This window comes from Arthrobacter sp. OAP107 (assembly GCF_040546765.1).
Classification (GTDB): Bacteria; Actinomycetota; Actinomycetes; order Actinomycetales; family Micrococcaceae; genus Arthrobacter.
This window is the reverse complement of sequence record NZ_JBEPOK010000001.1, coordinates 3,504,900-3,527,965: the sequence shown is the minus strand read 5'-3', so window position 1 is coordinate 3,527,965 and position 23,066 is coordinate 3,504,900. Positions and strand designations below refer to the sequence as shown.

Genomic DNA, 23,066 nt, shown 5'->3' with positions numbered 1-23,066 from the left:
AGGGTGACTAGCACCGAAGCGGCCGCGGCCGGCTCCAACAGCTCCGGGATCTGGAATCTCCCCAACATCCTCACGATGCTCCGCATTGTGCTGGTGCCGTTCTTCGTGTGGTTCCTGATCGCCGACGCCCCGGGGCTGCACAGCGAGTCCGGCGGATGGCGCTGGGCAGCCGTGGCGGCGTTCGCCGTCGCGATTTACACGGACAAGCTCGACGGCGACATCGCCCGCAGCAGGGGACTGGTCACCGATTTCGGCAAGATTGCCGATCCGATCGCGGACAAGCTGCTGACCGGCTCCGCCCTGGTCATGCTGTCCGTACTCGACGAGCTGCCCTGGTGGATCACGATCGTGATCCTGGTCCGTGAGTGGGGGATCACGGCGCTGAGGTTCTTCGTGATCCGCTATGGCGTCATCCCGGCGTCGCGCGGCGGCAAGCTCAAGACGGTGGTCCAGACCGTCGCCATCTTCCTCTACCTGCTTCCGCTGGCTTCCATCGCACCGTGGCTGATCTGGGTGGCCTTGGCGGTAATGCTGGCGGCCGTGCTGATCACCGTCTGGACCGGAGCCGAATACGTCGTTCAGGCTCTGAAAGTCAGGTCGGAGGGACTCCGCCGGCGTGCTGCTGACGCCGGCCAGGCAGAAAAAGAGGAGGACCAGCCGTGACGAATCTGCACCGGATCGCCGGGGAGGCCGTCGCCGCGGCCGTAGGCCGTGGCGTCACTGTGGCCACCGCGGAGTCGCTCACCGCCGGAATGGTCGCGGCCGTGCTGGCCGATACCCCGGGGGCGTCCGCGATGCTCCAGGGCGGCGTTATCTCCTACAACAACACCGTGAAGCGCGACGTCCTTGGCGTGCCGCAGGACCTGCTGGACGCGGTCGGGTCGGTGGATGAAGCGGTGGCCGCGGCCATGGCGGAAGGCGCCCGGCGGGTCTGCGGCGCGGACCTGGCTGTCTCCACGACAGGCGTGGCGGGGCCCGACGCGCATGACGGAAAGGCCGTGGGAACGGTGTTCGTCGGCGTCGCCACCGCAGACGGTGTGCGGACCTTTCCCTACCGCTTCCAAGGCAGCCGGGCAGAAATCCGCGGGCTGGCCTGTGGCGCCGCGTTGGAGCGTCTTCAGGACGCCCTGGCGGCGTTAAGCTGAGTTTCCGGACCCGCTGGTCTGGCGCCCTGGCTGCGCTAAGCTACCCGGAGTAAGGTTGCCGGGAACAAAAAGCGATTCCGAATAGTTGTCACATTGTGTCGCCTCTGCCTGAGGGAGGCGCCTAGGATGAAGAGAACAAATGCGGTTCGCGTCACAGTGAATCGAAAGCATGAGGGAGCAAGGCGATACAGATGGTAAAGCAGCCCGTGTCCGTTAACGGCGTTGTCCGCTGGAAGGACGTGGGCCTCGCCGATCAGGCCAAGAGCGAACAGAAGGAGCGCAAGATGGTTGTACTTCGTCACGAAATCGGTGATGTACTGCGCGATGTCCGCCAGCGTCAAGGGCGTACCCTCCGCGAAGTCTCGCACAGCGCCCGGGTCTCCCTGGGTTACCTGAGTGAAGTGGAACGCGGCCAGAAGGAAGCTTCCTCGGAACTCCTGTCCTCGATCTGTTCGGCGCTGGATGTTCCGCTTTCCAGCATGCTCCGTGAGGTCAGCGACCGTGTGGCTGTCGCCGAAGGCGTTGCCGTGCCGGACACCGTCCCGCAGGAATTCTCCCAGCGTTACGGCCGTGACCTTGAACGCGACCTGAGCAGCGAGCTGAACAACGAGCTCGCCACGGAAATGCTTTCCGGCGCCCGGTAGAACACAATCCGGTAATCCGGACCAGATAGCTACAGCGAAGGCCTCCGGCATTGTGCCGGAGGCCTTCGTCGCGCCTTGAAGTTTGTTGCTGCGAGGCGCCGTGCTTCTGTGACGCGATGCTTCTGTTAGGAGGCGCCGTCGCGGGGGAATCCGTCGCGCTCGTAGGTGGCGTTGAGCTTGGCCATGTAGGTGGCCAGCGCCTCAAGGTCTTCCACCGGCCATTCGCCCAGGCGCTCCCGGAACACCTGCCGTCGGGCATCCTGCACCTGGTGCATCTTCTCTTCGCCCTCGGCGGTGAGCCGGATCGTTTGCGCCCGGCCGTCCAGCGGGTCGGCTTCCTTAAGCACTAGGCCGATGCTCTCCAGGAACGCGATCTGCCTGCTCACCGAGGGCTTGCCCACGCCGATGCAGGATGCGAGTTCGGTGAGCCGGATGGGGCCGCTCTTGCGGATCACGGTGAGCAGGCCGTAGGCGGCGGGCTCCATGTCCGGATGGACCTCGCGCGACAGCTGCTGGGAAACGGACCGGGCCCGTCGCCAGAAAATGCTGATCTGATGCTCCACGTTGGTCAGTGCCGTATCAAGCGTGTCCTCGAAGGGGGCAGCTGCTCCAGGGGCTTCAGCGGGGTTGCTCATGGCAACCATTCTAGAGTCAGCGCCCGTGAGAGACTGTATTGAGTGAGGATTAGTGATTTCTGGCGGCTGATGGATGACGAATTCGGGGCCGGCTACTCGCGGGTGCTCGGCAGTTCCCTCGTTCTTGCCGGCGTCGGAGGCCGGACGGCGAACCAGGCGCTCGCCGCCGGCGTCAGTCCGCGCGACATCTGGCTCGCGGTGTGCGACGTGCAGGACGTCCCCGAGGAGCGCCGCCTTGGCCGCGACATCAAGCCGCGACAAAACGGGCCGGACCTGGTCTAGATGCTGCCCGCACGCCGGGAAGCTGCTGACACGCCGACCGATTGTTCGAATATTTGTTCGGGTGCGACTATGCTTTTGGCCAGCGGGTTATCCACATACGTACGCCTGCCCGGTAACAATGTCAGCGGGTGGCACTAGCGTCGGTGATGACAGACAAAGGGCCGCAGAGGCCCCTCCAAAGCGAGAAAGCATTAGAGGTGTGAACCATGGCGGCAGCCCCGGATCGTGAAAAGGCGCTTGAAGCAGCGCTCGCGCAGATTGACAAGCAGTTCGGCAAGGGATCGATCATGCGGCTGGGCGACGAAACACGCGCCCCCATCGAGGTCATCCCCACCGGCTCCATCGCGCTGGACGTCGCGCTGGGAATCGGAGGACTCCCGCGGGGCCGCGTCATCGAGATCTACGGCCCGGAATCGTCGGGTAAGACCACCGTGGCCCTGCACGCCGTGGCCAACGCCCAGCGCAACGGCGGCATCGCCGCCTTCATCGACGCCGAGCACGCCCTCGACCCCGAGTACGCCGGCAAGCTCGGCGTGGACACGGACGCCCTGCTGGTCTCCCAGCCGGACACCGGTGAGCAGGCGCTGGAGATCATGGACATGCTGGTGGGCTCAGGCTCGCTGGACATCGTGGTCATCGACTCCGTCGCAGCCCTGGTGCCGCGCGCGGAAATCGAAGGCGATATGGGCGACAGCCACGTCGGCCTGCAGGCCCGCCTCATGAGCCAGGCCCTGCGAAAGATCACCGGCCGGCTGAGCCAGACCAAGACCACCGCCATCTTCATCAACCAGCTGCGCGAAAAGATCGGTGTGTTCTTCGGCTCACCGGAAACCACCACCGGTGGTAAGGCGCTGAAGTTCTACGCGTCCGTGCGCATCGACGTCCGCCGCATCCAGACCCTGAAGGAAGGTGCCGATTCCGTCGGTAACCGCACCAAGGCCAAGATCGTCAAGAACAAGATGGCCCCGCCCTTCAAGGTCGCCGAATTTGACATCATCTATGGCCAGGGCATCTCCCGCGAGGGCGGCATCATCGACATGGGCGTGGAACACGGCATCATCAAGAAGTCCGGCTCCTGGTTCACGTACGACGGCGACCAGCTCGGCCAGGGCATGGAGAACTCGCGCCGCTTCCTGCGCGACAACCCCGAACTCGCCGCGGAGCTCGAACGGCTTATCAAGGAAAAGCTCGGCGTGGGAACCAAGCCCGCGGCCGACGCTGAAGCCTCACCGAAGCTGAAGGCCGTTGACGGCTTCTAGCAAACGCCGGTCCCCTCAGGCCTTCGCCAAGGCAGGAGGGGACCGCACCGCAGGACCCGGCTCGCGGATGGGAGCCCAACCGGAACCCGCGGAGGACCGGAACGCGGATCCGGCGTCCGTGGCGCGCGACATCGTCTTGCGCCAGCTGACCGCATCACCCAAGAGCCGGCTGCAGCTTGAACGCAAGCTGGCCGAGCGCAAGGTGCCGGAGGACGTCGCCGCGGCCGTGCTGGACCGCTTCGAAGAGGTCCGGCTGGTTGACGATGCGGAATTCGCTGACATGTGGGTGCGGAGCCGGTCCCAGTCGCGCAAACTGGCCAAGGGGGCCCTCCGCCGGGAACTCGCGGACAAGGGCATTGACGCTGACACGGCGGCCGCCGCCCTGGAACAGCTCAGTGACGAGGACGAGGAAGCCGCCGCGCGCCATCTCGTGGAACGCAAGCTGCGGCCGGGGACGGACCTGTCGGACCGGGCGGAGCGGGACAAAACCACGCGGCGGCTCGCGTCCATGCTTGCCCGGAAGGGGTACCAGCCTTCGCAGGCGTTCCGGATCGTGGCCGAGGTCCTGGACGCTGCAGAAGACGCTGCAGAAGGTAGTGGGCGCAGCCGGTACCCTTAATGGGTGAGTCTGACCTACCCTTCCCCCGCAAACGGCACCGAGAACGAGCCCACCGGTGACGCCGCCGTGCACCGCACCTACCAGGTGCGCACCTTCGGCTGCCAGATGAACGTTCACGACTCCGAGCGAATGGCGGGGATGCTGGAAGCCGCCGGCTACGTGCCGGCCGACGGTGCCCAGGCCGACGTCGTCGTCTTCAACACCTGCGCGGTGCGGGAAAACGCCGACAACAAGCTCTACGGCAACCTCGGCCAGCTCGCGCCGATCAAGGCAGCCAACCCGGGGATGCAGATCGCCGTGGGCGGCTGCCTCGCGCAGAAGGACCGCGAGACCATCTTGAAGAAGGCGCCCTGGGTCGATGCCGTCTTCGGCACGCACAACGTCGGCGCCCTGCCCGCCCTTCTCGACCGGGCGCGCCACAACAACGAGGCGCAGCTGGAGATCCTCGAGTCGCTGGACGTCTTCCCGTCCACGCTGCCCACCAGGCGTGACTCGGTCTATTCGGGCTGGGTGTCCATTTCGGTCGGCTGCAACAACACCTGCACCTTTTGCATCGTCCCTGCCCTGCGCGGCAAGGAAAAGGACCGCCGGCCCGGGGAGATCCTCGCCGAGGTCCAGGCACTGGTGGATGACGGCGCCATCGAAGTGACGCTCCTCGGCCAGAACGTGAACTCGTACGGCGTGGAGTTCGGCGACCGCCAGGCCTTCTCCAAGCTGCTGCGCGCCTGCGGCGAAATCCCGGGCCTGGAACGGGTACGCTTCACGAGCCCCCACCCGGCCGCGTTCACCGATGACGTCATCGACGCCATGGCCGAGACGCCCAACGTCATGCCCCAGCTGCACATGCCGCTCCAGTCGGGGTCGGACAAGGTGCTGCGCGAGATGAAGCGCTCCTACCGCTCGGCGAAGTTCCTTGGCATCCTGGACAAGGTCCGCGCCAAGATGCCGCACGCCGCGATCTCCACGGACATCATCGTCGGTTTCCCGGGGGAGACGGAGGAGGACTTCCAGGCCACCCTGGACGTCGTCGAAAAGTCACGCTTCGCCACCGCCTTCACCTTCCAGTACTCCAAGCGGCCCGGCACGCCGGCCGCCGACCTGCCGGACCAGCTGCCCAAAGCAGTGGTACAGGAACGCTTTGAGCGACTCACCGCGCTCCAGGACCGCATCGCCGCCGAAGAGAACGCCAAGCAGCTGGGCCGCCGCGTCGAGGTCATGGTCACCGCCCAGTCCGGCCGCAAGTCTGAGGAAACCCACCGGCTTTCTGGCCGTTCGCAGGACCAGCGCCTGGTTCACTTCACGGTTCCCGAGGGCGCTCCTGCGCCGAGGCCCGGTGACCTGGTGACGGTGACCATTACGGAAGCGGCCGCCTTCCACTTGGTCGCTGATCCGGCCACCGCAGCCGATTACTCCCTGCGCCGGTCCCGCGCCGGCGATGCCTGGGACAGGGCGCAGGCCGATTCCTGCGGCGCGCCGGCACCCGGTGCAGCGGGGGCGGGCAGGACCGGCGTGTCGCTTGGCATGCCGTCCCTCCCGGTGCGGAGCCGCTGACCCGGTGGCGGGCCAGCCTCCCGTCATAGCGGTCGTCGGGCCCACAGGATCGGGAAAGTCCGACCTCGCCGTCGAACTTGCCCTGGCACTGGACGGCGAGGTGATCAACGCCGACGCCATGCAGTTCTACCGCGGCATGGATATCGGCACCGCCAAGGTCACCGAGGCTGAACAGCGCGGCGTCCGGCACCACCTGCTGGACATCCTGGACGTGACGCAGGAGGCGTCGGTGTCCGACTTCCAGAAGCAGGCGAGGGACGCCGTCGCCGACATCCACAGCCGCGGCAAACGCGCGGTCCTGGCCGGCGGGTCCGGCCTGTACGTCCGCGCAGCCCTGGACGTGCTGGACTTTCCGGGAACCGACCCCGAAATCCGCGGCCGGCTCGAACGGGAGAACGCCGCTGAAGGGACCGGGGCGCTGCTGGACCGGCTCCGGGCGGTGGATCCCGTGTCCGCAGGACGCCTCGGCGACGCCCGCCGCATCATCCGTGCGCTGGAGGTCTTCGAACTGACGGGCCGCCCGTTCAGCTCCTTCATGCCAACGCGCGAGTACCACCAGCCGGCCATCCAGATCGGCCTGGCGGTGGATCGAGAGCAGCTGCGCGACCGGCTCGCCGTCCGCGTGCACAGGATGGTGGAGCGGGGGCTGCTGGCGGAGGTCGAACGGCTGGACGCCCGGGGCCTGCGCCGCGGCAAGACCGCCCCGCGCGCACTGGGCTATGCCCAGTTCCTCAAAGTGCTCGACGGCGAAGCGGACGTGGCGCAGGCGGCCGAGGACACCATCGTGGCCACCAGACAGTTCGCCCGCCGCCAGCTGACGTGGTTCCGGGCAGATCCCCGCATCGGCTGGCTGGACTGGCAGGACCCCGGGCTGGCAGCAAAGGCCGCCGACCTCTGCCGCTGACCCCCAACGCACTGGAAGAAAAACCCTAATGACCCTTGCCCTTGCCACCACGCCCAAGCGCACCCCGCGGCGGAGGCTCACCGGTGCGGTCGCCTCGCTGCTGGGTGCGACGCTGTTCTGGGCCGGCAACTACGTCGTCGGGGCAGGCGCGGTGGAGAGCATGGACCCTCTCAGTTTGGTCCTGCTGCGCTGGTCACTGGCCCTGGTTCCGCTGCTGGCCATCGCGCAGTTGGTGGAGCGCCCGCATTGGCGTCAGGTGCTTGCCGCGTGGCCGTGGCTAATCGCACTGAGTGTGTCCGGGCTGCTGGGCTACAACCTGCTTTTGTACACGGCCCTCAAGCACACGGATGCATTCAACGCATCCCTCATCAATGCGTTCAATCCTGCGCTGATCACCTTGGCCGCTGCTGCTTTCCTGCGCGAACGCCTGACCCGCCCGGCAGTGGGCGGCGTCCTGATCGCGCTCGTCGGCGTCCTTCTGGTCCTCAGCAACGGCAACGTCGGCAAGCTGCTGCATGCCGGATTCGGCACCGGGGAGCTGTTCATGATCGGTGCCATCGGAGCGTGGTCCGCCTACACCATCATCGGACGACTGGCCCCGCCGCTGCCCCCGATAACGGCCACGGCCATCCAGGCCGCGATCACCATTGTGGTGCTCACGCCATTCAGCCTCGCCGCCGGCGGTCCGGCCCTGCCTTCCGCGCAGAGTGCCATCGCTTCCCTGGCCTTCATAGCGCTGTTTCCTTCGGTGCTGTCCTACCTGCTCTGGAACCGCGCGCTGACAGTCATTCCCGCGGGCAAGGCCGGGGTGTTCCTTAACCTCATCACTGTCTTCACGGCTTTGTTCACCATCCTCACCGGACACCCCTACACCGTTGCCCAGGTAGCAGGCGGAGTGATTGTCATCGCCGGCATCCTCCTCACCAGCGCCCGCGGACCGGGTGCTGGACCGGGACGGTTTTTCGGGCGCCGCCGGCGGGCGGGTAACCTTGAACCATGAATGAGACCCTTGCAGAAACAGCCCGGCCCGCCGCCACCACACTGAGCGGACTGCGGTTCTCCAAGGGCCATGGCACCGGCAACGACTTCGTCCTGGTCGCCGACCCCGAGGGCGTGCACGCCATTTCCCCGGAGCAGGTCGCCCAGCTGTGCGACCGCCACCGCGGCATCGGCGGCGACGGTCTCATCCGCGCCGTCCCGTCACGTCTTTTGGACGAGGGCCGGCAGATACTCGCCGAAAACCCCGACGCCCAGTGGTTCATGGATTACCGCAACGGTGACGGGTCCCTGTCGGAGATGTGCGGCAACGGCGTGCGCGTGTTCGTCCACTTCCTGCTCGCCGAAGGCCTGGCTGAGCTGCCCGCCGGCGGCGCGCTGAGCATCGGTACCCGCGGCGGCGTCAAGACCATCGTCCGCACAGGTGACGGCTACGCCGTCGACATGGGCCCCTGGGAATTCATCTTCCCGGACGAGGCAGCGGCCCGCGCCATGGATTCGCTGGTCAGCGCCGACGGTCTCGAGGTGCCGCGGCCGGCACTGTCCGTCAGCATGGGCAACCCCCACACGGTCGTCGCACTGGCAGAGCTGTCCGAACTCCGGGACACCCGGCTTTTTACCGCCCCGCACGTCGACCCGACTCCCGCGAATGGCACCAACGTCGAGTTCGTCGTTCCGGCCGAACCGCTGGTCCACGACGGCGTGGGCACCGTGACCATGCGGGTACACGAACGCGGCGTCGGTGAAACGCAGTCCTGCGGTACCGGTGCCTGCGCCGCGGCGGTGGCCATCCGCCATTGGGCCGGGCAGGGCGCCCCGGACACCTGGCAGGTGAAGGTGCCGGGCGGCGTCGTGGGCGTGAAGTTCTTCACCGTAGCCGGTGGCCGCGAACACGTGGAGCTCAGCGGACCGGCAACGATCGTTGCTACCGGTACGCTTTCCTGACCCGCAGGATCCTGAACGACTTGGATGTGCTCTCCCGCGTCACTGTAAAGGTGTCGTCCAGGACCTCCGCCAGCCAGCGCTGAAGCGAATCCGAACCCAGGTTCTTCTGCACCACCAGCCACGCCGAACCGCCCGGTGCCAGCCTCGGCAGCCAGAGCAGCAGGAGTGAGTGCAGTTCATCCTTGCCGATCCGGATCGGCGGGTTGGACCAGATGGTATCGAAGCGGATTTCGGGGTCCACGCCCTCCGGTGTGCTGGCTGCGACGTTGTTCAACCCGAGCAGTTCGGCGTTCCCGTTCGTGAGCGCGATGCAGCGTTCATTAACGTCAACTGCGTAGACCTGTGCGTGCGGTGCCCTGAGAGCCATGGTCAGGGCGATGGGTCCCCAGCCGCAGCCGATGTCCAGCAGGTTTCCCTGTGGTGCAGGAGCGGGGACCTCGGCCAGCAGGATGGCCGTCCCCTTGTCAATGCCGTCCGGGCTGAAGATGCCGGAGGAGGTCTGCAGCTTCCGCGTTTCACCGGCCAGCTCCACTGTGAGGGGCTTGCGGGTGAACGGCCCCGCGGGTGAGGCGCTGAAATAGTGGGCAGACTCCATAACTGGCCAGATTAGTGGGCCGCCCGCCTGATGGGAAACCGGCCGGCTGCCAAAACCGGTCCTGGTGTTCTGCTATCCTTGTACGCATGTTCCTGATTTTTGAGTAGCCGGCTTTCTTTGCCCGCGGCCTTCAGCCGCCGGTACCGGCCCGGGGCTTCCTTCCGACGCGACGCAGGCTTACCGCCTTCCGCCCGGTGCGCATTTGAAACAAGCGCAGCCCACACAGCACTCGATCAGCCACTTCCCGCCGGCCCAGCGTGTCCGCTGCCGGCAAGTCAGGAGCACCTCCATGACCCCTCGCAGTCAGCCCAGCGCGAATACCGCAGCCAAGGGCGCCAATCAGCACTATTCTGAAGATGCAGAACCTTCAAAGGAGACCATGACCAATCAGCAAAATTCCGGATCCGAGCCAGCCGCCCAGGACATGAGTCCCGAGGAGATCCAGGCTGTCATCGACCGGATTCTCGCCAAGGACGTCCCGGCCAGGAACGCAACGGCAGCCGACGGCGGCCGCTCCGACAGCAAGGGTGTCCTGGGCAAGGCGCAGGCCATCTCACAGCTCGCCGAAGAGCACAGCACCTTCGACGGCGACCAGCAGGACCTCGAGGAACGCCGGGCACTGCGGCGTACGGCCGGGCTCTCCACCGAACTCGAGGACGTCACCGAGGTCGAATACCGGCAGCTGCGCCTGGAACGCGTTGTCCTTGCCGGCCTCTGGAGCGAAGGCACCCTGGCTGACGCCGAGAACTCGCTGCGCGAACTCGCAGCACTGGCGGAAACGGCGGGCTCGGAAGTCCTTGACGGGCTGGTCCAGCGCCGGGCCAAGCCTGACCCCGGCACCTTCCTCGGCGCCGGCAAGGCATTGGAGCTCAAGGACGTCGTGATGTCCACCGGCGCCGACACCGTGGTGGTGGACGCCGAACTCGCGCCGTCCCAGCGGCGCGGCCTTGAAGACATCGTCAAGGTGAAGGTCATCGACCGGACCGCCCTCATCCTGGACATCTTCGCCCAGCACGCCAAGAGCCGCGAAGGCAAGGCCCAGGTGGAGCTGGCACAGCTCGAATACCTCCTCCCGCGCCTGCGCGGCTGGGGTGAATCCATGTCCCGCCAGGCCGGTGGCCAGGTGGGCGGCGCCGGCGCCGGCATGGGCTCGCGCGGTCCCGGTGAAACCAAGATCGAACTTGACCGGCGACGGATCCGCACCAGGATGGCCAAGCTGCGGCGCGAGATCGCCGCGATGAAGCCGGCACGGGAGACCAAACGGGCCAACCGCCGTCGTAATGAAGTCCCGTCAGTGGCCATTGCCGGATACACCAACGCCGGCAAGTCCTCACTGCTGAACCGCCTTACCGACGCCGGCGTGCTGGTGGAGAACGCCCTCTTCGCCACCCTGGACCCCACCGTCCGCAAGGCGGAGACCTCAGACGGGGTCGGCTACACGCTGGCGGACACCGTGGGCTTCGTCCGGTCGCTTCCCACCCAGCTGGTGGAGGCCTTCCGCTCCACCCTTGAGGAAGTGGCGGATGCAGACCTGATCCTGCACGTTGTGGACGTGTCCCATCCGGACCCGGAGGGCCAGATCGCCGCCGTGCGCTCGGTGTTCGCCGAAGTGGATGCCCGCAAGGTGCCCGAGATCATCGTCCTGAACAAGGCCGACGCCGCCGATCCCTTTGTGGTGGAGCGGCTGAAGCAGCGCGAGCCGCGGCACGTGGTGGTTTCGGCACGCACAGGGGAGGGCATCGCCGAGCTGCTCGCAGCCATCAGTGAGTCCATCCCGCGGCCTAACGTCAAGATGCAGCTCCTCGTCCCGTATCACCGCGGCGATCTCATCAGCAAGCTGCACGACTCCGACGCGGAGATCCTGAGCCTGGACCACGAAGAGGGCGGTACACGCGCCGTGGTCATGGTCCGGGAAGGCCTCGCGGCTGAACTGGAATCCTTCAGCACCGATGACTGACGGGGCGGCAGCCGCCGGCGCCGCGGACAATGCCTCCACCACGGCCGGCGAGCAGCATGTGCTTGACCTGCTCGACCGTGCCGTGGCGGGCATGGGCGGCCAAAGCCGCAGCGGCCAGCACGAGATGGCCCGGCAGGTGGCACGCGCAATAGAAACGGGCGACCACCTGCTGGTGCAGGCCGGCACGGGAACCGGCAAGTCGCTGGCTTACCTGGTCCCGCTCATCGCGCACTCGCTGGAGAGCAACAAGCCTGCGCTCGTGTCCACCGCCACCCTCGCGCTGCAGACCCAGATCGTGGGCCGGGACCTTCCCCGGCTGCTGGAAAGCCTCAAACCGGCACTCGACCGGCCGGTGAAGATTGCGCTGGTCAAGGGCCGCGCCAACTACGTCTGCCGGCACAAGCTTGAGGGCGGCTTTCCGTCCGAGGAGCCCTCGGAGGGACAGCTCTTCTCGCTGGGCGAGGACACCAGCGTCCCGCACTTCGCCGCGTCGGTGGGCGGCCCCTCGTCGCAGCTCGGCAAGGAGGTGGTCCGGCTCCGCGAATGGGCGGAACAGACCACCACGGGCGACCGCGACGAGCTGCTTCCCGGCGTCACGGACCGGGCCTGGCGGCAGGTGTCCGTCACGTCAATGGAATGCCTTGGCTCGCAAAAGTGTCCCCTCGCCGAAGAATGCTTCAGTGAGCTTGCCCGCCATAACGCCACAGAGGCCGACGTCGTGGTGACCAACCACGCCATGCTCGCCGTAAGCGCGTTCGAAGGCCTGGCGGTGCTGCCGGAGTACGACGTCGTCGTGGTGGACGAGGCGCACGAACTCCAGGACCGGGTGACCGGCGCGGTGTCGGGCCAGCTGTCGGTGGCCATGGTCCACGCCGCAGCATCCGGCGCCCGCAAGCACACCGGCATCACCGTCGACGCCCTCAACACCGCGGCCGCCAACCTTGAGGTGGCTCTCGCCGGCGTACCCAGCGGCCTGCTTCCCAACGGCCTGAACGACGAGCAGCTGGACTGTGTGGACCAGCTCCGTGAGGCCTGCTGGGCCGCACTGTCGGATTCCAAGGGGGACAGCAATACAACGGCCGACGGCGGGCGGCAGCTCGCGCGCTCCCGCCTGCTGGTGATTTTGGAGCTTTGCGAACGGCTCGTCGCCGCCCGGGAAAACCGTGAGGTGGTCTGGTTCTCCCGGAACAGCACGTTTGATCCCCAGCAGGGATACTCAGCGCCTGACGAGACCGCCCCGGCCCTGATCAACATCGCCCCGCTGAGCGTCGCGGGCCGGCTCCGGGAAGGCCTGTTCGCCGGGCACACCGTGGTGCTGACGTCGGCAACCCTCGCCATCGGCTCTGCTTTCGAACCCGCTGCGGGCGGGCTGGGCCTGGTCGGGGAAGGCGCCCCGAGCTGGACCGGCGTCGACGTGGGTTCGCCCTTTGACTATCCCCGGCAGGGAATCCTCTACGTGGCGGGCCACCTGCCGAAGCCTGGCCGCGGCACGTCGCCCGAGGCGCTGGACGAACTCGAGTCACTGATCCGCGCGTCCGGCGGGGGAGCGCTGTGTCTGTTCTCCTCCCGTCGGGCCGCAGAGGAAGCAGCAGATGCCCTGCGCACCCGGCTGGATGTCAGCATTCTTTGCCAGGGTGAGTCCACCATGACGGCGCTGGTGAAGCAGTTCGCCGATGAACCCGACACCTGCCTGTTCGGCACGATGTCATTGTGGCAGGGCGTCGATGTGCCGGGCGGGTCATGCCGCCTGGTGGTGATTGACAGGATTCCCTTCCCGCGCCCTGATGATCCGCTGATGACGGCGCGGTCGCGGGCTGTTGCCCAGGCCGGCGGCAACGGCTTCATGTCGGTATCCGCCACGCACGCGGCCATCAGGCTTGCCCAGGGGGCGGGGCGTCTCATTCGGTCCACGAATGACAAGGGCGTGGTGGCCGTGCTGGATTCCCGGCTGTCCACGGAGCGCTATGGCGGGTTCCTGCGGGCCGCGTTGCCGCCGTTCTGGCCAACGACCGACCGGAAGACCGCCATCGCGGCACTGGAGAGGCTCGCCGGCGCCCAGGCATAGGGACGCCCCGGGCTGCAGCAGCCCGGGGCCGAAAGTTCTCTGCCGAAGATTCCGTGGGGACAAGCCCCAGGGGGCTACAGCGAGCGAAGTACGGAAACCACCTTGCCCATGACCACTGCGTGGTCGCCGAGGATGGGTTCGTACTGCGTGTTCTGCGGCAGGAGCCAGGTGTGGCCGTCCCGTTGCCGGAAGGTCTTGACGGTGGCCTCATCGTCAAGCAGTGCCGCGACGATGTCGCCGTTGACGGCGTCGCTCTGCCGCCGGACCACAACCCAGTCCCCGTCACAGATGGCGGCGTCCACCATGGAGTCGCCCGCGACCTTGAGCATGAACAGTTCGCCATGGCCCACCAGCTGGCGGGGCAGCGGCATCAGCTCCTCCACCATCTGGTCCGCGAGGATGGGACCGCCCGCCGCGATCCGGCCAACCAGCGGCACCATGGCGGTGTCCATCGCGCTGGGCAGTTCGGACACGGAGCCGCCTGCCGTGCTGGGGGCCGGGGCTTTGTCACCGCCGGATTTCGCCGTTCCCGCATCCAGAGTGAGCGGCATCAGGACCTCCATGGCGCGCGGCCGCTTGGGGTCGCGCCGCAGGTAGCCGAGCTTTTCCAGCTGCGAAAGCTGATGGGTCACGCTGGAGAGGCTGGCCAGGCCTACGGTGTCACCGATTTCCCGCATCGACGGCGGGTAGCCGTTCTCGTTGACCGAACGCTGGATGGTTTCCAGGATCTTCTTCTGGCGGACTGTAAGTCCCTTGGGGGTCCGCTGAGACCGCGGGCTGCGCTGGGGAGCCTTGCCGTCAGAGGCCTGTGCTGCCATGTTCGCCAACGCCTTTCCGTTCCTCCCGGTTGCGGTAGCTGCAGAGGCCGGGAACTTCCGGCCTGAAAAATGTCAGACCCTGCTGATCAACTGCAGTTGTGGTTGTTCTTTGATTTCCAACGTAGGCCAGCCATTGGGCTTTTTCAAACATTTGTTCTAGCGAGTCTCGACTTAATTCGTTGATAGATGCTAAAACTAGGAAAAGCAAAGTTCGAACATGTGTTCTAGTGAGGGCCGCTTGTCAGTCCGGTGTTCGAACTGTTTGTTCGAACGCGAGGCAGTACAACTTTGGTCCAGGAGGGCTCACGCCATGTCAGCTTCAACAGCAGCAGTAACTTCTACGGCAGTTTCCCGGCCCGGCAAGCCGCCGCGGCTGCGCCTCACCCGCCGTGGCCGGATTGTCCTGATCGGCCTCCCGCTTGTCCTGCTCGCCGCCGTGATCCTGTCACTGACCGGGCTGCTGAACTCGCCGGCAAAGGCTGCTGACAGCGCCACCGGTCTCGCCGTCACGCCGACGGTGTCGGTCACGGTGCAGCCCGGCGAATCATTGTGGGCCATCGCGGGCAAGGTCGACCCGGACCGCGATCCACGGGATGTGATCGCGGACATCGTCCAGCTCAACGACCTTCAGGCCGGGAAGGTCATGCCCGGGCAGCAGCTTTTTGTACCGAACAAATAGAGCTTCACGCCCCCCGAACCGTGCGGTTCCCGGGCGCCGGAACCGTCACAGTTTCCGGCCAGCCCTGCAGGTTACTTAAACTGTGTAGGTGACTGACCAGCTTGAGCGACTGAACCGACTGCCCCTGCGGACCAACCTGAGGGGGCTGTCCCCTTACGGCGCCCCGCAGCTTGACGTCCCGATCCTGCTCAACGTCAACGAGAACACGCATGGCGTGCCCGCCGACGTCCGGGCGGCCATCACCGCGGCGGTAAGCGAGGCCGCCACCGGGCTTAACCGGTACCCCGACCGTGAATTCACCGAACTTCGGGAAGCGCTGGCGGAATACCTTGGCCACGGGCTCAGCGCGGACAATCTCTGGGCAGCCAACGGTTCCAACGAGGTCCTCCAGCAGATCCTCCAGGCCTTCGGCGGCCCCGGCCGGTCGCTTCTGAGCTTTCCGCCGACGTACTCCATGTACCCGCTCCTCGCCAGCGGCACGGACACTGCCTACATCGCCGGCAAGCGCGCCGACGACTACGGCCTCAGTGCCGAGTCGGCCGCCAGCCAGGTGCGTGAACTCCAGCCGAACATAGTCTTCCTGTGCTCGCCCAACAACCCCACCGGCACGGGCCTGGGCCTGGATGTGGTGGAAGCGGTCTACGAGGCAGGCGAGGCCAGCCAGGCGATCGTCGTCGTGGACGAGGCCTATCACGAATTTGCACACGACGGCACGCCCAGCGCGCTCACCCTGCTGCCCGGCCGGGAGCGGCTCATCGTCTCCCGCACCATGAGCAAGGCGTTCGCCCTGGCCGGCGCCCGCCTCGGTTACATGGCCGCGGCTCCCGAGGTGACCGACGCCCTCCGGCTGGTGCGCCTGCCCTACCACCTCTCGGCCGTCACGCAGGCAACCGCCCTCGCCGCGCTGCAGCACCGCGAGGCGCTCATGGCCGACGTCCAGGACATCAAGCGACAGCGCGACCGGATTGTCGCGGAGTTGACGCGGATGGGGCTGCGGCCCGCGGCGTCCGACTCCAACTACGTCTTCTTCGGCGGCCTGGAGAATCCCCACGGGGTCTGGCAGGACCTGCTGGACGCAGGGGTGCTCGTGCGGGATGTCGGCATCGCCGGCCACCTGCGGGTCACCGCCGGCACTGAGACCGAAACCACAGCCTTCCTGGAAGCGCTGGAAAGCATCCTGGCCCGGCAAGCTGCACTTCCGGCCTAAACTTGAACATGGACCGGGTCAGGTCCGCCCCCATCCTTCGTCAAAGGACATCTATCACCATGAGCGACACCGGAATCAAGGCTGCCGAGGCACGGACTGCACGCATGGAGCGTGCCACCAGCGAATCTTCCGTGCTGGTGGAGATCAACCTCGACGGCACCGGAGTGTCGGACATCAGCACATCGGTCCCGTTCTATGACCACATGCTGACGGCGCTGTGCAAGCACTCACTCATCGACATGACCGTCAAGGCCACGGGCGACACCCACATTGACGTCCACCACACCGTTGAGGACGTTGCCATTACGTTCGGCGAGGTGCTGCGCACCGCGCTGGGCAACAAGGCCGGCATCCGCCGCTTCGGCGAGGCCACCGTGCCCCTGGACGAAGCCCTCGCACACGCCGTTGTCGACGTCTCCGGCCGGCCTTACCTGGTGCACGGCGGCGAGCCTGCCGGGCAGGAGTACCACCTGATCGGCGGGCACTTCACGGGATCCCTGACCCGGCACGTCTTCGAGGCAATCACGCTGCACGCCGGCATCTGCCTGCACATGAACGTCATCGCCGGCCGGGACCCGCACCACATCGTGGAAGCCCAGTTCAAGGCCTTTGCCCGGGCACTCCGCGCAGCCGTCGAACCGGACCCCCGCGTCGAAGGCATTCCGTCCACCAAGGGAGCACTGTGACCGGCAAAGTACTGCGCGAGGGCGCGATCATCGACCCGTCGGCCACGCTGAAGCCGGCCTCCCCGGAGGGCAAACCCACCGTCACCGTCCTGGACTATGGGTCCGGCAACGTCCGTTCGGCCGTGCGTGCCCTGGAACGCGCCGGTGCCGAGGTCATCCTGAGCTCCAAGCCCGAGGACGTGCTGAACGCCGACGGGCTGGTCGTTCCCGGCGTCGGCGCCTTCGAGACGGTCATGCGCGAACTCAAGGCCGTTGATGGCATCCGGATGATTGGCCGCCGCGTTGCCGGTGGACGTCCGGTCCTCGGCATTTGCGTTGGCCTGCAGGTGCTGTTCGAGGCCGGCGTGGAACACGGAACTGAAGCCGAAGGCATGGGCGAGTGGCCCGGCAAGGTGGAGCTCCTGCCGGCCGAAGTGGTGCCGCACATGGGGTGGAACACCGTTAAGGTCCCGGAGGGCTCCAGGCTGTTCGACGGTGTCGAAGGGGAACGGTTCTACTTCGTGCACTCGTATGGGGTCCAGAACTGGGACTTCGACGTCATCCAGCCCCGGATGGCGCCGCCCCTGGTCACGTGGTCCGAGCACGGCGGCCCCTTCATCGCCGCCGTGGAGAACGGCCCGCTGTGCGCCACCCAGTTCCACCCGGAAAAGTCAGGTGACGCCGGTGCACGGCTGCTCAAGAACTGGGTCGACGGGCTCCGCGGTCCGCACCGCCGGCAGGCGGCGGACGCCTAAATGTGGTCGATTCTCCTGATGGGCCTGGCCGGCCTCCTGGTGGGCGGCGGCCTGTCCTTCAGGCAGCAGCGCAAGCCGCTCTGGGTCCAGATCGGGTTCTACGTGCTGGCTGCGATGTCGCTGCTGGCCGCCTACCTGCTGACCCTTCCCGGCAAATAACGAACGAACCCGCCGTGTGCGCCGCAGAAGACGCCGCTCACGGGAACAGGGTCCACAGAACTCCAGCGCCTACAAGAACTGAGGAAACCTCCGATGACGAGCCAAAACGAGCTGCCGGTACTTGAACTGCTTCCCGCCGTCGACGTCGTGAACGGCCAGGCCGTCCGCCTGGTCCAGGGCGAGGCCGGCAGCGAAACGAGCTACGGAACGCCGCTGGAGGCGGCGCTGAACTGGCAGCAGCAGGGCGCCGAATGGGTCCACCTGGTGGATCTGGACGCTGCCTTTGGACGCGGCTCGAACGCGGAGCTGCTGCGCGAAGTGGTGGGCCGGCTGGACATCAAGGTGGAGCTCTCCGGCGGGCTTCGGGACGACGAGTCCCTGGAGAAGGCGCTGGACCTGGGCGTTGCCCGGGTTAACCTCGGCACCGCCGCACTGGAGAACCCGGACTGGACGGCACGGGCCATCGACCGCTTCGGTGACCGGATCGCCGTCGGCCTGGACGTCCGGGGAACCACACTGGCCGGCCGCGGCTGGACCAAGGAAGGCGGGGACCTGTGGGATGTGCTGGGCCGCCTGGAAGAGGCCGGCTGCGCACGCTACGTTGTCACCGACGTGACCAAGGACGGCACGCTGCAGGGGCCGAACGTTGAGCTGCTGCGGCAAATGGTGGAGAAGACCGGCAAGCCCGTCGTGGCCTCCGGCGGGATTTCCAGCCTCGACGACCTGAAGGTGCTGCGCTCCCTGGTGCCGCTGGGCGTCGAAGGCGCCATCGTGGGCAAGGCCCTGTACGCCGGCGCCTTCAGCCTGCCCGAGGCCCTCGACGTCGCTGGCCGCCGCTAAGGCATCGCCGTGACCGAGCAGCAGCGCAATTCCACGGACGGCGGCGTACCTGGCACGGCCCTACCGGGCACGGGCGTGCCGCCGGCACGCCGGCTGCCCGGTCACATCGAGGCCGCCCTCGCCGGTGCAGGCGGTGCCGCGGATTCGGCGGGCCAGCCCTGGGCCGGGCGCAGCCTCGCCGGTGATGACGCCAAGATCCACAACTTTGAGGACGACGACGGCACGGCCGACGCCGGTTATCTCACCGCGCTCTCTGCTCTCGTTGCCGGCGACGGCGACGAAGCCGCGGTGGTTGCCTCGCTGGCCACCACCCGCGTCTTTGTCCCCGTGGTGGCCCAGCTGGCGGAGGAAGCCGAGGGCGCGCACGGCGTGCACGCCGACAAACAGGCGGACATGGCGCTGGTGACGCTCAAAGCGCCGGACGGCCGCCTTGCCATGCCGGTGTTCACGTCGGCAGCGGCCCTGGCGGCGTGGCACGCGGAGGCGCGGCCGGTGGCCGTTTATGCCGCAAGGGCCGCGCTGTCCGCCGTTTCCGAGGGGGCCGAGCTGCTGGTCGTGGACCCCGGCTCGGAAATTACCTTCGTGGTCAGGCGCCCCGGGGTCTGGGCGCTCGCGCAGCAGCGGCAGTGGGTGCCCGCTTACCTCGATGACGAGCTGGCAACGGTGCTTCGGGCCGGTGCCGAAGACAGACCCGCGGTCCGCGCACTCGAGGTCCTTCCCGGCGGGGGAGTGGCCACGGCCACAGCCTCGGGCAGCCGCGTCGAGGGCGGCGGAGCCGGACCGGAGCTGCGGGTGGTGCTCTATCTGGAGGACGGACTCGACGCGGCCGCGGTCCAGGACCTTGTTGCCGGCCTCCAGGCTGAGTGGAGCCGGAATGTATTGTTTGGTGAGCGCGTTGATTCGATCGAAGTCAAACTAAGGCGCGCCGCACAGTAACCGCCGACCGGTGGAGGTCCGTTGCGTTGCTGTCCGGCGGCTGAACCGAGGACCCACCTGTGAATTTCACCCTGTACCGGGAGCTGCTGGCCGTCCGCCCTATCCGACGGCTCCTGGCCGTCGGCATGATTGCCCGCATACCCCATTCGGCGGCGGGCGTCCTGCTGACCCTGCACATCGTCCTGACCCTCGGCGAGGGCTACGCCGCCGCGGGAACGGCGGCGGCCGTGATGACCATCGGCATCGCGCTCGGCGCACCCTGGCGCGGACGCCGGGTGGATACCGTGGGCCTGCGCACGGCGCTGATACCTTCGGTGATCTCGGAAACCGTCATCTGGTCCCTCGTGCCGCACGTGTCCTACCAGTGGCTGCTGCCGCTGGTGTTCGTGGGCGGCCTGCTGACGCTTCCCATTTTCAGCGTGGTGCGGCAGTCCCTGGGGGTCCTCGCGGACGGCGACCAGCGCAGGACCGCCTTCGCGCTGGATGCGGTCAGCACCGAGCTGGTGTTCATGATCGGCCCGGCCGCAGGTGCTGTGGTGGCCACCAGCGGCCATTCCGTGCTGGGGCTTACCGCCGTCGGTGTCTCCACGTCGCTGGCCGGGCTCTTCCTGATGTGGTTCAACCCGCCCACCCGCAGCGCGGTCCGCTCCGAATCCTGCGAAGCTGATGAGCAGGAAGCAGCAGAGGTAGCCGTTGTGGCCGCCGCCCCCGCACACCTGCAGGAGGCAGCGGCTGAGCTCGGTCCGGCGTCGGCGGGCAGCCGGCGGCGGGCGGTCCTGAAACGCAGGGTAGCCCACAGCTTCGCCTGGTTCACCGCCGGTGTAGCCGCGGTGTTCGCTGTGGCTGCCGGCGCCGGCATGGTGCTCAGCGGCACGGACGTGGGAATCGTGGCCGCGCTGGAGACCGGCGGCCACCAGGGCGAGATCGGCGTCGTGTTCCTCTTCTGGTGCGCCGCTTCGGTGATCGGCGGCCTCGTATACGGGGCCATGCACCGGCCTGTTTCCCCGATCCTCCTGCTGCTGGGCATGGCTGCCTTCACCATTCCCATGGGGTTTGCCACCGACACCCTGACCCTTAGCCTGCTGTCGCTGCTGCCGGGCCTCCTCTGCGCGCCGGTCCTCTCGGCAGCCTCCGAGAAGGTGGCAGAACTGGTGGAGGAGGCCAGGCGGGGCGAGGCCATGGGGTGGTACGGGTCCGCGTTGACCGCCGGTGTTGCCTTGGGGGCTCCGCTGGCCGGAATCTTCATCGACGGCATCGGGGCGGCGGGAGGCTTTGTGTCCGTCGGCGTGGCAGGTGTGCTGCTGTGCGTCGTGGGCCTCGTCCTGCAAGAGCGCCGACGCCGCGCTGCCACGTCCTGACGCCGCAGGCGCCCGCCGCCGGGGGACGGTCAATGGGGCGGCCGCACGAAAAAACGGCGGCGGGCCGGCCCCGAAGAGCCGGCCCGCCGCCGTCGAACGTCTAGCTTTAGTTCACCGCGCCGGTGAATTTCTCACCGGGACCCTTGCCCGGGGGATCCGGAATGATGGATTCTTCGCGGAAGGCAAGCTGCAAGGACCGCAGGCCATCGCGCAACGGACCGGCATGCTGTGAACCGATCTCCGGAGCGGCTGCCGTCACCAGGCCGGCAAGGGCGGTGATGAGCTTGCGGGCCTCGTCCAGGTCCTTCAGCTCAGCGGCGTTCTCCTCAGCGGCCAGGCCGAGCTTCACGGCGGAGGCACTCATGAGGTGCACGGCCGCCGTGGTGATGACCTCGATCGCGGGGACTTCCGAGATGTCGCGGATTTGCTGCGTGACGTCGTCCCCGGCGCCGGGTGCCTGGTAGACGTGTGAATTGCTGTCTGGAGTGCTCATACTGGTAAGCTTGTCACAGACCGACTGGATGTCGTTATTTTGCCGTGTATGAGACCCACTGCCGCAAATGTGCGGTAAGCGGGTATCTTTCTGTAGAATTGATACTCAGTTTGCAAGCGGAGTTCTCTCCCACCCGCGTCAGCCGTTTTCCCTGGAAGGTTCAGGGCAGCAAGGTTGCCGGGTAACGGTCGGGCGGTTCACCGGGCAGGAGTCCGGTGAAGTGCGTGCAGCCCCTGCGGGGAGGTGCACATCCGACCTTTGAGGCCTTCGATTGCTCCGGCAATTGGGGGCCTTCTCTATTTTGCCGGTGGAACACCCATTACAAACACAGGAGCTTTAACATTAGCGAGCCAAGAATCAATGAGCGTATCCGCGTCCCTGAGGTGCGGCTGGTCGGCCCTGCCGGCGAACAGGTAGGGATCGTCCGTATCGAGGATGCCCTGCGTCTGGCTGCCGAGTCCGACCTGGATCTCGTTGAAGTTGCACCGCAGGCCAAGCCTCCGGTGTGCAAGCTGATGGACTTCGGCAAGTACAAGTACGAAGCCGCAGTCAAGGCCCGTGAGGCCCGGAAGAACCAGACCAACACGGTTCTGAAGGAAATCCGGTTCCGCTTGAAGATCGACACCCACGACTACGAGACCAAGCGCGGCCACGCCCTGCGCTTCCTCGGAGCGGGGGACAAGGTCAAGGCCATGATCCAGTTCCGCGGCCGTGAGCAGCAGCGTCCCGAAATGGGCCTGCGCCTCCTGCAGCGTTTCGCTGAAGACGTGGCTGAAGTCGGTGTCGTGGAGTCAAGCCCCCGCATCGACGGCCGCAACATGGTCATGGTCATCGGTCCGCTGAAGAACAAGGCCGAGGCGAAGGCCGAAGCCCGCCGCGCGACCCAGCGCGCCGAGGCCAAGGCCCAGAATGAAGCCAAGGCCGCCGGCCGAGTCGACACCTCAGGTGACGATCAGGCACCGCTGACGCAGTCGCTGGGTGACCTCCTCCCGGAGGGCTTCCAGGTTTCTGCGGAGACCGCCGCCGAAGAGGTAACGGCAACGCAGGAAGCTCCGGCCCAGGCTGAGGCCACCCAGGCTCCGGCCGCTGAAGCTGAGGCAGCTCCGGCTGCCGAAGCCCCGGCTGCGGCACCTGCCGAGGCTCCCGCCGAACCCAAAGCCGCCGAGCCCAAAGCCGCGGAACCCAAGGCTGCGGAGCCCAAGGCTGCTGCCCCGAAGGCTGCTGCACCTGCCGCCCCGGCGGCACCCGCTGCGCCGAAGGCTGCTGCACCTGCCGCCCCGGCGGCACCCGCTGCGCCGAAGGCTGCCGCCGAGGCACCTGCGCCCAAGGCTCCTCAGGCCGAAACGCCTGCCCCGGCAGCGCCGAAGCCTGCAGCTGTGCCTGCGCCGAAGCCGGTGGCAAGGCCCGCTGCGCCGAAGCCGGTGGCACGACCTGCTGCACCCCGGCCCACGCCGAAGCCGGCAGGCAAGAAGACCAACTAGTTCGAAACTGCGGAAGGCATCCCCTTCAGGCAGCCAGCAACCAGCACGCCGTCCCCAGGGCCGGCTGCGCGAAAGACT

At 67.1% G+C, this 23,066-nt stretch carries 25 protein-coding genes; 21 read left to right on the top strand and 4 right to left on the bottom strand.

Annotated features, from left to right (window positions below):
• Nucleotides 1–3: 3 nt before the first annotated feature.
• The 3 genes from pgsA (at nucleotide 4) to ABIE00_RS16205 (ending at nucleotide 1,789) form a co-directional block, all read left to right on the top strand.
• Entirely contained in the window at nucleotides 4–663 is a 660-nt protein-coding gene (pgsA, locus tag ABIE00_RS16215) for a CDP-diacylglycerol--glycerol-3-phosphate 3-phosphatidyltransferase (RefSeq protein ID WP_354261778.1), read from the top strand.
• Nucleotides 660–1,145 carry a CinA family protein gene (locus ABIE00_RS16210; RefSeq protein WP_354261777.1) on the top strand — a complete coding sequence of 162 codons (486 nt, stop codon included), beginning with the start codon at nucleotides 660–662 and terminating at the stop codon, nucleotides 1,143–1,145. Before pgsA ends, ABIE00_RS16210 begins: the two co-directional genes overlap by 4 nt.
• Nucleotides 1,146–1,336: 191 nt before the next feature.
• Entirely contained in the window at nucleotides 1,337–1,789 is a 453-nt protein-coding gene (locus ABIE00_RS16205) for a helix-turn-helix domain-containing protein (protein ID WP_003798764.1), read from the top strand.
• Between the two features lie 125 nt (nucleotides 1,790–1,914).
• Here ABIE00_RS16205 and ABIE00_RS16200 read toward each other — a convergent pair whose 3' ends face one another.
• Nucleotides 1,915–2,424, bottom strand: a complete 510-nt coding sequence (locus tag ABIE00_RS16200; protein WP_354261776.1) for a MarR family winged helix-turn-helix transcriptional regulator — start codon at nucleotides 2,422–2,424, stop codon at nucleotides 1,915–1,917.
• A 42-nt stretch (nucleotides 2,425–2,466) separates the two neighbouring features.
• On the opposite strand from ABIE00_RS16200, the gene ABIE00_RS16195 reads away from it, so the two are divergent.
• The 7 genes from ABIE00_RS16195 to dapF all read left to right on the top strand — a co-directional run bounded on the left by ABIE00_RS16195 (nucleotide 2,467) and on the right by dapF (nucleotide 8,980).
• On the top strand, nucleotides 2,467–2,706 hold the full coding sequence (locus ABIE00_RS16195; RefSeq protein ID WP_354261775.1) for a DUF3046 domain-containing protein: 240 nt from the start codon (nucleotides 2,467–2,469) through the stop codon (nucleotides 2,704–2,706).
• A gap of 206 nt (nucleotides 2,707–2,912) precedes the next feature.
• Nucleotides 2,913–3,965: a recombinase RecA gene (gene recA, locus ABIE00_RS16190; RefSeq protein WP_331573704.1), complete on the top strand. Its 1,053-nt coding sequence runs from the start codon at nucleotides 2,913–2,915 to the stop codon at nucleotides 3,963–3,965.
• Between the two features lie 67 nt (nucleotides 3,966–4,032).
• On the top strand, nucleotides 4,033–4,584 hold the full coding sequence (locus tag ABIE00_RS16185) for a regulatory protein RecX (RefSeq protein WP_354261774.1): 552 nt from the start codon (nucleotides 4,033–4,035) through the stop codon (nucleotides 4,582–4,584).
• Between the two features lie 3 nt (nucleotides 4,585–4,587).
• A complete protein-coding gene (gene miaB / locus ABIE00_RS16180) occupies nucleotides 4,588–6,135 on the top strand; it encodes a tRNA (N6-isopentenyl adenosine(37)-C2)-methylthiotransferase MiaB (protein ID WP_354261773.1) in 1,548 nt (515 codons plus the stop codon).
• Between the two features lie 4 nt (nucleotides 6,136–6,139).
• Nucleotides 6,140–7,039, top strand: coding sequence for a tRNA (adenosine(37)-N6)-dimethylallyltransferase MiaA (gene miaA, locus ABIE00_RS16175; RefSeq protein WP_354261772.1), 900 nt, complete (start codon nucleotides 6,140–6,142; stop codon nucleotides 7,037–7,039).
• 28 nt (nucleotides 7,040–7,067) lie between these two features.
• Nucleotides 7,068–8,039 (top strand): DMT family transporter, encoded by a 972-nt coding sequence (locus tag ABIE00_RS16170; protein WP_354261771.1) that lies wholly within the window; start codon nucleotides 7,068–7,070, stop codon nucleotides 8,037–8,039.
• Entirely contained in the window at nucleotides 8,036–8,980 is a 945-nt protein-coding gene (dapF, locus tag ABIE00_RS16165; RefSeq protein WP_354261770.1) for a diaminopimelate epimerase, read from the top strand. Before ABIE00_RS16170 ends, dapF begins: the two co-directional genes overlap by 4 nt.
• On the opposite strand, the gene ABIE00_RS16160 is transcribed toward dapF, so the two are convergent.
• Nucleotides 8,961–9,575, bottom strand: coding sequence for a class I SAM-dependent methyltransferase (locus ABIE00_RS16160; RefSeq protein ID WP_354261769.1), 615 nt, complete (start codon nucleotides 9,573–9,575; stop codon nucleotides 8,961–8,963). The genes dapF and ABIE00_RS16160 overlap by 20 nt on opposite strands.
• A 379-nt stretch (nucleotides 9,576–9,954) precedes the next feature.
• Between ABIE00_RS16160 and hflX the strand changes: the two genes are divergently transcribed.
• Nucleotides 9,955–11,532 carry a GTPase HflX gene (gene hflX, locus ABIE00_RS16155; protein ID WP_354261768.1) on the top strand — a complete coding sequence of 526 codons (1,578 nt, stop codon included), beginning with the start codon at nucleotides 9,955–9,957 and terminating at the stop codon, nucleotides 11,530–11,532.
• Complete coding sequence (locus tag ABIE00_RS16150) at nucleotides 11,525–13,597, top strand: ATP-dependent DNA helicase (protein WP_354261767.1); 2,073 nt, start codon at nucleotides 11,525–11,527, stop codon at nucleotides 13,595–13,597. The genes hflX and ABIE00_RS16150 overlap by 8 nt, the downstream gene beginning before the upstream one ends.
• A 74-nt stretch (nucleotides 13,598–13,671) precedes the next feature.
• Here the strand turns inward: ABIE00_RS16150 and lexA are convergent, their stop codons facing one another.
• Nucleotides 13,672–14,415: a transcriptional repressor LexA gene (gene lexA / locus ABIE00_RS16145; protein ID WP_354261766.1), complete on the bottom strand. Its 744-nt coding sequence runs from the start codon at nucleotides 14,413–14,415 to the stop codon at nucleotides 13,672–13,674.
• Nucleotides 14,416–14,725: 310 nt separating this feature from the next.
• Between lexA and ABIE00_RS16140 the strand changes: the two genes are divergently transcribed.
• The 8 genes from ABIE00_RS16140 to ABIE00_RS16105 all read left to right on the top strand — a co-directional run bounded on the left by ABIE00_RS16140 (nucleotide 14,726) and on the right by ABIE00_RS16105 (nucleotide 21,014).
• Nucleotides 14,726–15,094, top strand: coding sequence for a LysM peptidoglycan-binding domain-containing protein (locus ABIE00_RS16140; RefSeq protein WP_354261765.1), 369 nt, complete (start codon nucleotides 14,726–14,728; stop codon nucleotides 15,092–15,094).
• Nucleotides 15,095–15,182: 88 nt separating this feature from the next.
• Nucleotides 15,183–16,301 carry a histidinol-phosphate transaminase gene (locus ABIE00_RS16135; RefSeq protein ID WP_331573684.1) on the top strand — a complete coding sequence of 373 codons (1,119 nt, stop codon included), beginning with the start codon at nucleotides 15,183–15,185 and terminating at the stop codon, nucleotides 16,299–16,301.
• A 59-nt stretch (nucleotides 16,302–16,360) separates the two neighbouring features.
• Nucleotides 16,361–16,987 carry an imidazoleglycerol-phosphate dehydratase HisB gene (hisB, locus tag ABIE00_RS16130; protein WP_003798736.1) on the top strand — a complete coding sequence of 209 codons (627 nt, stop codon included), beginning with the start codon at nucleotides 16,361–16,363 and terminating at the stop codon, nucleotides 16,985–16,987.
• On the top strand, nucleotides 16,984–17,721 hold the full coding sequence (gene hisH, locus ABIE00_RS16125) for an imidazole glycerol phosphate synthase subunit HisH (RefSeq protein WP_331573681.1): 738 nt from the start codon (nucleotides 16,984–16,986) through the stop codon (nucleotides 17,719–17,721). Before hisB ends, hisH begins: the two co-directional genes overlap by 4 nt.
• Entirely contained in the window at nucleotides 17,722–17,880 is a 159-nt protein-coding gene (locus ABIE00_RS16120) for a CG2302 family histidine operon protein (protein WP_331573679.1), read from the top strand.
• A 93-nt stretch (nucleotides 17,881–17,973) separates the two neighbouring features.
• The gene (gene priA / locus ABIE00_RS16115; protein WP_354261764.1) at nucleotides 17,974–18,720 is read left to right on the top strand and encodes a bifunctional 1-(5-phosphoribosyl)-5-((5-phosphoribosylamino)methylideneamino)imidazole-4-carboxamide isomerase/phosphoribosylanthranilate isomerase PriA; all 747 of its coding nucleotides are present in this window, start codon (nucleotides 17,974–17,976) and stop codon (nucleotides 18,718–18,720) included.
• Between the two features lie 75 nt (nucleotides 18,721–18,795).
• Entirely contained in the window at nucleotides 18,796–19,656 is an 861-nt protein-coding gene (locus tag ABIE00_RS16110; RefSeq protein WP_502914289.1) for an SseB family protein, read from the top strand.
• A 59-nt stretch (nucleotides 19,657–19,715) separates the two neighbouring features.
• Nucleotides 19,716–21,014 (top strand): MFS transporter, encoded by a 1,299-nt coding sequence (locus ABIE00_RS16105; protein ID WP_354261762.1) that lies wholly within the window; start codon nucleotides 19,716–19,718, stop codon nucleotides 21,012–21,014.
• Between the two features lie 106 nt (nucleotides 21,015–21,120).
• Here ABIE00_RS16105 and ABIE00_RS16100 read toward each other — a convergent pair whose 3' ends face one another.
• A complete protein-coding gene (locus tag ABIE00_RS16100; protein ID WP_003798723.1) occupies nucleotides 21,121–21,507 on the bottom strand; it encodes a DUF1844 domain-containing protein in 387 nt (128 codons plus the stop codon).
• 383 nt (nucleotides 21,508–21,890) lie between these two features.
• On the opposite strand from ABIE00_RS16100, the gene infC reads away from it, so the two are divergent.
• Nucleotides 21,891–22,988: a translation initiation factor IF-3 gene (infC, locus tag ABIE00_RS16095; protein WP_354261761.1), complete on the top strand. Its 1,098-nt coding sequence runs from the start codon at nucleotides 21,891–21,893 to the stop codon at nucleotides 22,986–22,988.
• Nucleotides 22,989–23,066: the final 78 nt, after the last annotated feature.